The organism is Streptomyces venezuelae (genome assembly GCF_008642355.1).
GTDB lineage: Bacteria > Actinomycetota > Actinomycetes > Streptomycetales > Streptomycetaceae > Streptomyces > Streptomyces venezuelae_B.
In genome coordinates, this window is the sequence record NZ_CP029193.1 from 5127058 (window position 1) to 5139341 (window position 12284).

The window sequence follows — 12284 nt, forward strand, 5'->3', positions numbered from 1 at the left end:
CGTCACCCGAGCGCGCGGCCGCGGCACTCACACGGCCGCGTCCGAATTGGCCGGATCCGGCCAATTGCCGTTAAGGCGTCATGAATTTAGGACAGCCTCAACTCTGTACTTCTGTCCCGCTATTGAGCACGTGTTCGCCCCTCGGCATACTTCGAGGTCCGAGGGGCCGTAGCCCCTTAACCTCCAGGGGGAGACTTGCACAGACAAGTGAAGAGAGCGTGCGGGGCCAGTATCGCCGCGGCGGTCGCCGTGGCCCTCGCCGCGGGCATGACCAGCCCCGCGGCGGCGGACCCGGCGACCGCGGGACAGTCGGCCACGGCAGGGGGCGGGCTCGGCAAGGGCGCGGGCAAGGACCGCGTCACGCTGATCACCGGTGACCGCGCCGTCCTCGACGCCGAAGGACGCGTGGTCGGCATCGACCGCGCCAAGGGCCGGGAACACATACCCGTACAGGTGCGGCGCAGCGGCGGACACACGCTGCTGATACCCGCCGACGCGCGGCGCCTGATCGCCGACGGCACCCTCGACCAGCGCCTTTTCGACGTCACGGAGCTGAACAAGAAGCGCAACCGTGCGGCGCAGAAGAAGGCCCTCAAGGTCATCGTCGGCTACAAGGGCTCGGCCGCCGCGGCGAAGGCCGAGGTGCGCGGCGCCGGTGACACCACCGTCCGCAGGAGCCTGAAGGCGCTGAACGCCGACGCGCTCAGCACGCCGAAGCGGGACGCGGGCGACCTGTGGGCCGCCCTCACCAACGGCGACGGCACCGACCGCGGCGCGGCGTCCGGGATCGCTCACGTCTGGTTCGACGGCGTCCGCAAGGCGAGCCTCGACAAGAGCGTGAAGCAGATCGGCGCCGACAAGGCGTGGGCCGCCGGGTACGACGGCAAGGGCGTCAAGATCGCCGTCCTGGACACCGGCGTCGACGCCACGCACGACGACCTCAAGGGTCAGGTGATCGCCGAGAAGAACTTCACGGAGTCCGCCGACGCCAAGGACCGCTACGGCCACGGCACGCACGTCGCGTCCATCGCGGCCGGCACCGGCGCCAAGTCCGGCGGGAAGTTCAAGGGCGTCGCACCCGGCGCCAAGGTCCTCAACGGCAAGGTCCTCGACGACGACGGCTACGGCGACGACTCCGGCATCATCGCGGGCATGGACTGGGCGGCCGCCCAGGGTGCCGACGTCGTCAACCTGAGCCTCGGCGGCCCCGACGCCCCCGGCGTCGACCCGCTCGAAGCGCAGGTCGACAAGCTCTCCGCGGAGAAGGGCATCCTCTTCGCGATCGCGGCGGGCAACGACGGCGAGCCCGGCTCGGTCGGCTCCCCTGGCAGCGCGGACACCGCCCTCACCGTCGGCGCCGTCGACGACAACGACAAGCTGGCGGACTTCTCCAGCCAGGGCCCGCGGGTCGGCGACAGCGCGATCAAGCCCGACGTGACCGCGCCCGGCGTGGACATCACGGCCGCCGCAGCGGACGGCTCGGTCATCGACAAGGAAGTCGGCCAGAACCCTCCGGGATACCTGACGATCTCCGGTACGTCGATGGCGACCCCGCACGCCGCGGGCGCCGCCGCGCTGCTCAAGCAGCAGCACCCGGACTGGAAGTACACGGAGCTGAAGGGCGCGCTCGCCGGCTCCACCAAGGGCGGCAAGTACACGGCGTTCCAGCAGGGTTCGGGACGTATCGCCGTCGACAAGGCCATCAAGCAGACCGTCATCGCCGACCCGGTGTCGGTGAGCTTCGGCACGCAGCAGTGGCCGCACACCGACGACAAGCCGGTCACCAAGAAGGTCACCTACAAGAACCTCGGCAAGGACGAGGTCACCCTCGACCTGACGGTGTCCGCCACCGACCCGAAGGGCCGTCCGGCCCCCGCCGGTTTCTTCACCCTCGGCGCGAAGAAGGTCACGGTCCCCGCGGGCGGCACCGCCTCCGTGGACCTGACGGCCGACTCCAAGCTCGGCGGCACGGTCGACGGCGCGTACTCCGCGTTCGTCGTGGCGGAGGGCGGCGGCCAGTCCGTGCGCACCGCGGCCGCGGTCGACCGCGAGGTGGAGTCGTACGACGTCACCGTGAAGCACCTCGGGCGTGACGGACAGCCGACGAAGCACTACATGGACTCGTTCGTCGGCCTGACCGGCAGCGCGAAGGGCACCGACCACGGCTCGTACGACCCGTCCGGCACCGTCAAGCTCCGTGTGCCCAAGGGCAGTTACGTCCTCGACGCCAACGTCGCGGTCGACCTGGAGGACCTCGGCAAGGGCATCGACTGGCTCGCCCAGCCGAAGGTGGACGTCACCAAGAACCTGACGGTGACGGTGGACGCGCGGACGGCCAAGCCGGTCGACGTCACCGTGCCCGCGACCGACCTCAAGGGCGTCCTCGCGGCACCCGACTACAGCGTCGACACGCCGGACTTCAGCGCGGGCTTCGGCTGGCTGATGGACGAGTACAAGAACTTCCGCACCGCCTCCATCGGTGCCGCCCCGACCGGCGTCACGCTCAGCCAGTCGTGGCCCGCCGTCTGGACCAAGGGTGACAACACCGAGTACAACGTCACCTCCGGCGGCAAGGTGAAGCAGCTCGCCACCGGCTACACCAAGCACTACAAGGCGGCCGACCTGGCCACCCTCAAGGTCGGGCTCGGCGCGGCCGCGAGCGGCAAGACGGGTACGCTGAGCGCGGCCCCCGAGCTGCCCGACGTCAGCGGCGGCTGGTCCGTCTCGGTCCCGACGAAGCTGCCGGCCGAGCGCAGGCTGTACGTGTCGACGGGCGACAAGGTCAAGTGGGGCCTGGAGTTCGAGCAGAACGGTCCGCCGAACCCGTCCGACCCGGAGGGCTGGCCGACCCTTGAGACCGCCTACAGGCTGGGCGCCCCGCAGACCTTCAAGCCGGGCGCGACGTACGAGAAGACGTTCAACACGGCCGTCTTCGGTCCGCGCGTCGGCGGCGTCTACGGCGTCTACCGGCGCGGCAACGAGATCGTGGGCGACCTGCCCGTCTTCGCCGACGGCCAGACCCACGCGGGCTACTCGCTGTACACGTCGGTGAAGACGACGCTGACCCGCAACGGCACGCAGATCGGTGAGACCACGGACCCGCTGGCCGGCGAGAAGCCGTTCAAGGTGCCGTCGGGCGACGCCGCGTACAAGCTGTCGACGTCCGTGAAGCGCAGCGTCAAGGTGGGCGCGGCCTCCACGCGCATCGACGCGAGCTTCAGCTTCCGCTCCAAGAAGGCCGACGAGGCGAAGCTGCCGGTCTCCACGGTGCGGTTCGGCGCGAAGACCGACCTGAGCAGCCGCGTGAAGGCCGACGAGAAGCAGTCCGTGCCGGTGACGGTCCAGGGCGCGGCCGCGGGCTCGAACCTCAAGTCCCTCGCCGTGTACGTCTCCTACGACTACGGCCAGACCTGGAAGAAGGTCACGGTCACGGGCGGCAAGATCTCCGTGAAGAACCCCGCGAAGAACAAGGCGATCTCGTTCCACGCCAAGATCGCGGACAAGAAGGGCAACAAGTCGACGCTGTCGATCTACAACGCGTTCTACGCGAAGTAGTCCTGCCCTGACGCGGCACCGAAGGGACCGGCGACCACGTGTCGCCGGCACCCGTCGGTGCCGCGTCTCGTCGGTTCACCGGCCGGTGCCGGGCGGGGTCCTCGACGGCACCAAGACCTCGACGACAGGCCTCGTCGCCGACTGCGAACACGCGGGCGACCCGTTGCCCGTGGTGGGGGCGCAGTGCGTCCTGGAACGCTTCAGGCTCGTGGCCGACCCGCGGGAGAGCCGACCGACGCGGAAGTGACGCGCGGGCTCAGCCCTCGGCGCCGTACGGCCTCGTGATGATCTCCAGGTTGTGGCCGTCCGGGTCCTCCCAGTAGACGCCTCGACCGCCGTCGTTCGTGTTGATCTCGTTGACCTGGCGGTGGTACGGGTCGGCCCAGTAGGGGAGGCCGCGACTCTTGATGCGGCCGAAGATCTCGTCGAACTCGTCCTCGGAGACGAGGAATGCGTAGTGCTGCGGCACGATCGGGCCGCCGTCGCCTTCGTAGTAGTCGAGGGTCACGCCGTTGGGGATCTCCACGGGAATGAAGGGCCCGTACTGGGGGCCCGCCTCCAGGCCGAGGATGTCCGCGAGGAACTGCGCGGACGCCTTCTTGTCCCGTGCCGTGACGATGGTGTGGTTGAGCTCGATCGACATCGTGCGACCTCCCGGTCTGCCGGTCCTGCCGTTGTCCGGTACGGGGACCACGGTAGGACCGGCGGGCCCGGCGACACATCGGTCGCCGGGCCCGCCGTGGTGCGCCACAGGCCCTAGGGCCCGGGGACGAGTCAGATCGTCGCCGTGTCGATCACGAAGCGGTAGCGCACGTCGCTGGCGAGGACCCGCTCGTACGCCTCGTTGATCTGGTCGGCGCGGATCAGCTCGATCTCGGAGCCGAGCCCGTGCGCCGCGCAGAAGTCCAGCATCTCCTGGGTCTCCTGAATGCCGCCGATCATGGAGCCGGCGAGGGTCTTGCCGCCGCCGATGACGGAGAAGAGGTTGAGGGAAACCGGCTCCTCCGGGGCGCCGACGTTCACGAAGGCGCCCTCCGAGCGCAGCAGGCCCAGGTACTTGTCCAGCGGCAGCGGTGCGGAGACCGTCGAGAGGATCAGGTCGAAGGAGCCGGCGAGCTGCTCGAACGTGGCGTCGTCACTGGTCGCGTAGTAGTGGTCGGCGCCCAGCTTCAGGCCGTCGTCCTTCTTGCGCAGGGTCTGCGAGAGGACGGTGACCTCCGCGCCCATGGCGTGCGCGATCTTGACGGCCATGTGGCCGAGGCCGCCGAGACCGACGACGGCGATCTTCTTGCCGGGGCCCGCCTGCCAGCGGTGCAGCGGGGAGTACGTGGTGATGCCGGCGCAGAGCAGCGGCGCGGCCGCGTCGAGCGAGAGCCCGTCGGGGATGCGGACGGTGAACGCCTCGTCCACGACGATGTGCGTGGAGTAACCGCCGTACGTCGGCTCGCCGTCCTTGCCGATCCCGTTGTACGTCGGGACGTTGCCCCGCACGCAGTACTGCTCCAGGCCCGCCTTGCAGTTCTCGCACGCGCGGCAGGAGTCGACCATGCAGCCGACCCCGACGCGGTCACCCACGGTGAACTTGGTGACACGGGGACCGACCTCGGTGACGACACCGGCGATCTCGTGGCCGGGCACCATCGGGTAGATGCCCTCGCCCCAGCCGTCGCGGGCCTGGTGAATGTCCGAGTGGCAGATACCGGCGTACTTGATGTCGATCAGGACGTCGAACTCGCCGACGGCGCGGCGCGGCACGGTGGTCCGCTCCAGGGGCGCCTCGGGGGCGGGAGCGGCGTAGGCGGAAACGGTGGTGATCTGCTCAGTCATGCCATCGAGGCTGCCACTGACCTGCGATGTCACCCAGACACCCGTTCTGCCTACGACCACTGTGCCTACCACTGGCGGGGACAGGCTCCCGGGCCTGCGCCCCCGTTTCCCGGCCGGCGAGCCTGGATACTGGACAGCATGGACGAGAACCCCGCGCTCCTCGACAGTCGGGCGGAGCTGAGCGAATTCCTCCGCACCCGCAGGGCGCGGCTGCAGCCCCAGGACGTCGGCCTGCCGAACTTCGGCCGGCACCGCAGGGTGCCCGGCCTGCGCCGCGAGGAGCTCGCCCAGCTCGCCGGGGTCTCCGTCGCGTACTACACCCGGCTCGAACAGGGCAACGGCCGCAACGTCTCCGGCGAGGTGCTCGACGCCATCGCGCGTGCCCTGCGCCTGACCGACGCCGAGCACGCCCACCTGACGCGGCTCGCGAAGCCGAAGACGCTCAAGAAGAAGCGGGCGGCGCGCCAGCAGCACATGCGGCCCGCGCTGCAGCAGCTCCTCGACTCCGTCCAGTCCGTGCCCGCGTACGTGGTGGGCCGCCGCACGGACATCCTCGGCTGGAACGCGCTCGCCGCGGCGCTCTTCGGCGACTGGGGCGAGCTCGCGCCGGCCGACCGGAACTGGGCGCGCATCTGCTTCCTCGACCCGCGTTCGCGCGATCTCTTCGTGGACTGGGAGCAGAAGGCGTCGGACATCGTCAGCTACCTGCGCATGGACGCGGGCTGCTACCCGAACGACTCCGAACTCTCCTCCCTGGTCGGTGAACTCTCCGTGAAGAGCGAGGAGTTCAGGAGCCTGTGGGCCACGCACGACGTCCGCGAGAAGGGCCACGGCGTGAAGCGCCTGCACCACCCGCTGGTGGGCGACCTGACCCTGTCCTTCGAGACACTGCGGCTGCCGGACGACTGCGACCAGTCCCTGCTGATGTACCACGCGGAGCCGGACTCGGCGTCCGCTCAGGGCCTGCGGCTGCTCGCCAGCTGGGGGCGGGACGCGTCGGCGGTGGGTTCGCAGCGGAAGTGAGCGGTGCGTGCCGGGTCCGGCTGATTTCGCGGGAGGCGGAACGCTCCACTCTGCACCGACGACCGTATCGCTCCTACGCTGGGGCCGTGAGCAGCCAAGAGCGCCAGAAGGCGAACGAAGCCCGCGTCATCCACCTGCGCCCGGTCAAGGCGGCGCCGAACCCCGCTCCGTCCAAGGAGCCCGCGGCGGGCAAGGAGCCGCTCTGGCGGGACGTCGTGGGCGACGTCCTGCGCAGTGAGCGGCTCGCGCAGGAGCGCACGCTCAAGGACGTGGCGGACGCCGCCCGGATCTCCATGCCGTACCTCTCCGAGCTGGAGCGCGGCCGCAAGGAAGCCTCCTCCGAGGTCCTCGCGGCCGCCGCCCACGCGCTCGGCCTCGGCCTGCCCGACCTGCTCTCCCTGGCCCAGACGCGCCTGGCCGGCCTTCCCCGCGCGAGGCCGGCCAGGGCGTCGTTCCAGGGCGAGGTGCGCCTGGCGGCGTGACGCGCCGCCTCAGGCGGCGGCGGGCAGCGACCGCCTGCTGAGCACCTGGTCGGCGAGCCCGTACACGACGGCCTCCTGCGCCGTGAAGACCTTGTCGCGGTCCATGTCGGCGCGGAGCGTCGCGATGTCGTGGTGCGTGTGGCGGGCGAGGACCTCCTCGACCTGGGAGCGGATCCGGAGCATCTCCTGCGCCTCCAGGGCGAGATCGGAGACCGTCCCCTGGCGCCCGCGGCTGGCGGGCTGCCCGAGGAGCACGCGCGCGTGGTCGAGGACGAACCGCCGCCCGGGGTCGCCCCCGGCGAGCAGGACGGCGGCGGTGGACGCGGCCTGTCCGACGCAGAACGTGGAGATCGGCGCGCTGATGAAGCTCATCGTGTCGTAGATGGCCATGAGTGAAGTGAAGGACCCGCCGGGCGAGTTGATGTAGAGGGAGACTTCGCGCTCGGGGGCCGACGACTCCAGATGCAGCAGCTGCGCGATGACGACATTGGCGACTCCGTCGTCGATCTCCGTGCCGAGGAAGATGATCCGCTCGGAGAGCAGCCGGCTGTAGACGTCGTAGGCGCGCTCTCCGCCCTGCGGGGTGCGCTCGACGACGGTGGGAATGGTGTACTGACTCATCGCTCTTCCTCCCGTTCTCAGATGCCGAGCCCGATACGGCGCTTCGACCCGGCGGGCCGTACGTCGTCCAGCGAGGCGACCACGTGGTCGACCATCCCGTACTCCTTGGCCTGCTCGGCGGTGAACCACCGGTCGCGGTCGCCGTCCCGCGAGATCGTCTCCTCGCTCTGCCCGGTGTGCTCGGCGGTGAGCCGCTCGATGGTCCGCTTCGTGAACTCCAGGTTCTCGGCCTGGATGGCGATGTCCGCGGTGGTGCCGCCGATGCCGGCGGAGGGCTGGTGCATCATGATCCGCGCGTTGGGCAGCGCGAACCGTTTGCCGTGCGTGCCGACGCTGAGCAGGAACTGCCCCATGCTGGCGGCGAACCCCATGGCGAGGGTCGCCACGTCGTTGGGGATGAGCCGCATGGTGTCGTAGATGGCGAGCCCGGCGGTGACGGACCCGCCGGGGCTGTTGATGTAGAGGGAGATGTCAGTCTTCGGATCCTCCGCGGACAGCAACAGCATCTGCGCGCACACGCGATTGGCGGACACCTCGTCGACCTGCGTCCCGAGGAACACGATGCGCTGGTTGAGCAACTGCGCGGCGAGGTGATCGTCGAACCGCGACGGCACGGTCTCCCCGTCCTCCCCCCGCACGTCCCGCTCCCTGTCCCGTACGCTCATGCCCATAACGCCTCCCGCTTCCCCGAAGCGAGGCCCAACGCCCCGCTTCACCACCACTGTTGCCCGCGCCGAAGCCCGCTGTCAGAAATCTCGGCCCGTGGCAGATTCGCTGAGGGCAGAGCGGCGGGGCAGGGCGGAGCCGGGCGCCGAGGTCGGGTCCCGGTGGAGGGTCTTCGTGGAGTGGATATCGCCCGTAAGTACGCTGCTGGGCGCGGGGATCGGCGTCGGCGCCACGCTGCCGGCCGACCGGAACCGGTGGCGGCGCGAGAGCGCGGAAAGTGAGACGGCGACGCGGCGACAGCTGTACGCCGAGTACACGGCGGCGCTCTCCCGCGTCCGCACGGCGCTGCACGAAGCGGCGCGGACCGCGGACGGCCCGGGGCCCGGCAGTGCGGAGCACGCCCGTGAGGTGCGTGCCCGCTTCCTGGCCCCCGGCGCGTACGAGCTCCGTCACCAGCTTGCGATCACCGCCCCGCCCGAAGTCGTCGCGGCGGCCAGATCCGCCTTCATCGGCGTGACGGCGGACAGCGAGGCCTTCGAGAGGCTGGAGGCGGAGAACGACGCGACGGTCGCGGAGCTACGCCGCGTGATGCGGCGCGATCTGGGGGTCGACTGAGGAACCCCGGCGATCAGCCGTGCGCCGACCGGTACTTGCGTACCGCCAGCGTGCGGAAGATCAGGACGATCAGGACCGAGTAGAGCAGCGAGGCCCAGACCGGGTGTTGCATGGGCCAGGCGTCGGACGGTGAGACCCCCGGGTTGCCGAAGAGCTGGCGGCAGGCCTGGACGATGGCGCTGAACGGGTTCCAGTCGGCGACGTGCCGCAGCCAGGGCGTCATCTGGCTGGAGTCCACGAACGCGTTCGAGATGAACGTGACGGGGAAGAGCCAGATGATGCCGCCCGACGTGGCCGCCTCCGGCGTGCGGACGGAGAGGCCGATCAGGGCGCCGATCCAGGTGAACGCGTACCCGAGCAGGAGCAGGAGCCCGAAGCCGGCGAGGATCCGGCCCGCGTTGGTCGGTTCCGCCGAGCCCGTCCGCCAGCCGACGAGCAGCGCCACGACCGCGAGGACGACGAGGGTGATCGCGGTCTGCACGAGGTCGGCGACCGTGCGTCCGGTCAGGACCGCGCCGCGCGCCATGGGCAGCGAGCGGAATCGGTCGACCAGCCCCTTCTGCATGTCGTCGGCGATGCCCGCCGCCGAGCCCGCCGTGGCGAAGGTGACGGTCTGCGCGAAGATGCCCGCCATCAGGAAGTCTTTGTAGACATCGGGGTCGGTGCTGTTGCCGATCTTCATGGACCCGCCGAAGACGTACGTGAACAGGACCACGAACATCACCGGCTGGATGACCCCGAACAGGACCATCTCCGGGATGCGTGACATCCGGATCAGGTTCCTGCGGGCGATGACCAGCGAGTCCCGCACGGACTGACCGATGCCGCCGGTGGGCCGGGGCGCCAGGGACTGCCTCGCCTCAGTTGCCGTGCTCACTTGTCGGCCTCCTTCTTGCGCTTGGTCTTTGCGGCGGCCCCGTCTCCGTCGGTGTCGTCCGCGGCCTCGGCGACGTGCCCCGTGAGGGAGATGAAGACGTCGTCGAGGGTCGGGCGGCGCAGGCCGATGTCGTCGATCTCCATGCCGCGGACGTCCAGCTCGCGGATGACCTCGGCGAGGAGCTTGGCGCCACCGGTGACGGGGACGGTCAGCTTGCGGGTGTGCTCGGCGACGGCGACCTCGCCCTTGCCGAAGCCGCGCAGGACCTCGGAGGCGGCGGCGATGTGCTCGCGGTCGTGCACCACGACCTCGACGCGCTCGCCGCCGGTCTGCGCCTTGAGCTCGTCGGAGGTGCCGCGGGCGATGACGCGGCCGTGGTCGACGACGCAGATGTCGTGCGCGAGGTGGTCGGCCTCTTCGAGGTACTGCGTGGTGAGGAGCAGAGTCGTGCCGCCCGAGACCAGTTCCTGGATGACCTCCCACAGCTGCTGGCGGTTGCGCGGGTCGAGCCCGGTGGTCGGCTCGTCCATGAACATCACGGGGGGCGAGACGACGAGCGCCGCGGCCAGGTCGAGGCGGCGGCGCATGCCTCCGGAGTACGTCTTGGAGGGGCGGTCGGCCGCGTCGGAGAGGTTGAACCGGTCGAGCAGTTCGGCGGCCCTGGCCTTCGCCTCCTTGGCCCGCATCTGATAGAGCTGACCGACCATCTGCAAGTTCTCGCGGCCCGTCAGATACTCGTCGACAGCGGCGAATTGGCCGGACAGCCCGATGGAACGGCGGACCTCGTTGGGGTGCTTCAGCACGTCGATGCCCGCGACGACCGCCTTGCCGCTGTCGGGCGTGAGCAGCGTCGTCAGACAGCGGACCGCCGTGGTCTTCCCCGCGCCGTTGGGCCCGAGGAGGCCGAGCACGGTACCTTCCGGGACATCCAGATCGACGCCGTCCAGAGCCCGTACGTCACCGAAGGTCTTCACCAGACCTTCGGCGTAGATGGCGCCTGGCATGTGGGTTCTCCCCTGTTGTGGATTCACTTCGGGTGGTTTCCAGCGTTCGGGCGAATTGCTACGCAAAAGCTTAGATTTGCCGGACTTCCGACGCCCGGCGACAGCTGGGGTGGGCGGACAGGTGACGAGGAGCACACCATAACGCGATACATCGCGTTGGCTCAGCTATTTTTCCGAAGTCGCGTGAGGGGCGAGGTCGCGTGAGGGACGGCGTCGGCGCCCCGCCTCAGTCGATGACCGTGTAACCCGCCGCCCGCAGCGCCGACCGCACCTCCACGCAGTGCTCCGGACCCTTCGTCTCCAGGTGCAGCTCGACCTCGGCCTCGGTCAGCCCGAGCCGGGGGTCCGTGCGCACGTGACTCACGTCCAGAACGTTCGCGTCCACCTCCGTCAGGACGCCGAGGATCGTGGCGAGAGCGCCCGGCCGGTCCGTCAGGCGCAGCCGCAGCGAGAGGTAGCGGCCCGCCGCCGCCATGCCGTGACGCAGGATCCGCTGCATCAGGAGCGGGTCCACGTTGCCACCCGAGAGCAGCGCCACCACCGGACCCTCGAACGCCTTCGGGTCGCTCATCAGCGCCGCCACCGGGCTGGCCCCGGCCGGCTCGACGACCATCTTGGCCCGCTCCAGGCAGAGCAGCAGCGCGCTGGAGAGCTCGTCCTCGGAGACCGTGACGACGTCGTCGACGAGGTACCCGACGAGCTGAAACGGTACGTCGCCGGGGCGGCCCACCTTGATGCCGTCGGCCATCGTCGCCGGGTTCCTGATCGACACCGGGTGGCCCGCGGCGAGCGACGGCGGATAGGCCGCCGCCCCGGCGGCCTGGACGCCGATCACCTTCACGTCGGGGCGCAGCGCCTTCACCGCCACGGCGATGCCCGCCACGAGCCCGCCGCCACCGATGCCCACGACGAGCGTGCGCACCTCGGGGCACTGCTCAAGGATCTCCAGGCCGACCGTGCCCTGCCCCGCGATGATGTCGGGGTGGTCGAAGGGGTGGATGAAAACCGCGCCCGTCCGGTACGCGTACTCCTGCGCGGCGGCCAGCGTCTCGTCGACCACCTGACCGTGCAGCCGCACCTCCGCTCCGTAGTCACGCGTCGCGGCGACCTTGGGCAGTGGCGCACCGGCGGGCATGAAGACCGTGGAGCGCACGCCGAGGAGCGAGGAGGCGAGCGCCACACCCTGGGCGTGATTGCCCGCGCTGGCGGCGACCACCCCGGCGGCGCGCTCCTCGGGGAGCAGACCCGCGATCCGTACGTACGCGCCGCGCAGCTTGAACGAACCCGTCCGCTGGAGGTTCTCGCACTTGAGGTGCACGGGCGCCCCGACCAGGCCCGACAGGTACCTGCTGCCCTCCATCGCCGTCGTCCGGGCCACTCCGGAGAGCATCTTCTGCGCACCGCGTACGTCATCGAGGGTCACCGTATGGAGGGACTTCGGCAAGGAGTGCGGCGTGCGGTAGCTCATGACGGCAAGTCTTGCAGCCCCTGCCCGAGTCCTCCTGGGACGACCAGGGATCGAGACCGTTATCGGGTGGGTTTGCGCAGCGCAGGTACGGTCCGCGCCCCGGCCGCGTACCCTGTCCCCCAACCCATCGCCCTCGCATGAAGTGA

At 70.2% G+C, this 12284-nt stretch carries 12 protein-coding genes; 5 read left to right on the forward strand and 7 right to left on the reverse strand.

Going from position 1 to position 12284, the window contains the following annotated elements; all coding sequences use genetic code 11:
• Positions 1-207 precede the first annotated feature (207 nt).
• Together DEJ47_RS23890 and DEJ47_RS37665 are read left to right on the forward strand one after the other, a co-directional pair.
• Positions 208-3555 carry a S8 family peptidase gene (locus tag DEJ47_RS23890; RefSeq protein ID WP_223828737.1) on the forward strand — a complete coding sequence of 1116 codons (3348 nt, stop codon included), beginning with the start codon at positions 208-210 and terminating at the stop codon, positions 3553-3555.
• 85 nt (positions 3556-3640) lie between these two features.
• Positions 3641-3802 carry a hypothetical protein gene (locus DEJ47_RS37665; protein WP_398335387.1) on the forward strand — a complete coding sequence of 54 codons (162 nt, stop codon included), beginning with the start codon at positions 3641-3643 and terminating at the stop codon, positions 3800-3802.
• Positions 3803-3811: 9 nt separating this feature from the next.
• Here the strand turns inward: DEJ47_RS37665 and DEJ47_RS23900 are convergent, their stop codons facing one another.
• Together DEJ47_RS23900 and DEJ47_RS23905 are read right to left on the reverse strand one after the other, a co-directional pair.
• Positions 3812-4198, reverse strand: a complete 387-nt coding sequence (locus DEJ47_RS23900; protein WP_150171472.1) for a VOC family protein — start codon at positions 4196-4198, stop codon at positions 3812-3814.
• A gap of 131 nt (positions 4199-4329) precedes the next feature.
• The gene (locus DEJ47_RS23905) at positions 4330-5382 is read right to left on the reverse strand and encodes an NAD(P)-dependent alcohol dehydrogenase (protein WP_150171474.1); all 1053 of its coding nucleotides are present in this window, start codon (positions 5380-5382) and stop codon (positions 4330-4332) included.
• 138 nt (positions 5383-5520) lie between these two features.
• On the opposite strand from DEJ47_RS23905, the gene DEJ47_RS23910 reads away from it, so the two are divergent.
• Both DEJ47_RS23910 and DEJ47_RS23915 read left to right on the forward strand, forming a co-directional pair.
• Entirely contained in the window at positions 5521-6405 is an 885-nt protein-coding gene (locus DEJ47_RS23910; protein WP_150171476.1) for a helix-turn-helix domain-containing protein, read from the forward strand.
• An 86-nt stretch (positions 6406-6491) separates the two neighbouring features.
• On the forward strand, positions 6492-6887 hold the full coding sequence (locus tag DEJ47_RS23915; protein ID WP_150171478.1) for a helix-turn-helix domain-containing protein: 396 nt from the start codon (positions 6492-6494) through the stop codon (positions 6885-6887).
• Between the two features lie 9 nt (positions 6888-6896).
• On the opposite strand, the gene DEJ47_RS23920 is transcribed toward DEJ47_RS23915, so the two are convergent.
• A complete protein-coding gene (locus tag DEJ47_RS23920) occupies positions 6897-7508 on the reverse strand; it encodes a ClpP family protease (protein ID WP_150171480.1) in 612 nt (203 codons plus the stop codon).
• A 17-nt stretch (positions 7509-7525) separates the two neighbouring features.
• A complete protein-coding gene (locus tag DEJ47_RS23925; RefSeq protein ID WP_165283422.1) occupies positions 7526-8173 on the reverse strand; it encodes a ClpP family protease in 648 nt (215 codons plus the stop codon).
• 97 nt (positions 8174-8270) lie between these two features.
• Here DEJ47_RS23925 and DEJ47_RS23930 point away from each other — a divergent pair, with 97 nt between their 5' ends.
• A complete protein-coding gene (locus DEJ47_RS23930; RefSeq protein ID WP_223828471.1) occupies positions 8271-8789 on the forward strand; it encodes a hypothetical protein in 519 nt (172 codons plus the stop codon).
• A 13-nt stretch (positions 8790-8802) separates the two neighbouring features.
• On the opposite strand, the gene DEJ47_RS23935 is transcribed toward DEJ47_RS23930, so the two are convergent.
• From DEJ47_RS23935 to ilvA, 3 genes are all read right to left on the reverse strand, one after another.
• The gene (locus tag DEJ47_RS23935; protein WP_161236355.1) at positions 8803-9666 is read right to left on the reverse strand and encodes an ABC transporter permease; all 864 of its coding nucleotides are present in this window, start codon (positions 9664-9666) and stop codon (positions 8803-8805) included.
• Positions 9663-10670 (reverse strand): ATP-binding cassette domain-containing protein, encoded by a 1008-nt coding sequence (locus tag DEJ47_RS23940; protein ID WP_150171484.1) that lies wholly within the window; start codon positions 10668-10670, stop codon positions 9663-9665. The genes DEJ47_RS23935 and DEJ47_RS23940 overlap by 4 nt, the downstream gene beginning before the upstream one ends.
• Before the next feature lie 226 nt (positions 10671-10896).
• Complete coding sequence (ilvA, locus tag DEJ47_RS23945; protein WP_150171486.1) at positions 10897-12138, reverse strand: threonine ammonia-lyase; 1242 nt, start codon at positions 12136-12138, stop codon at positions 10897-10899.
• Positions 12139-12284 lie beyond the last annotated feature (146 nt).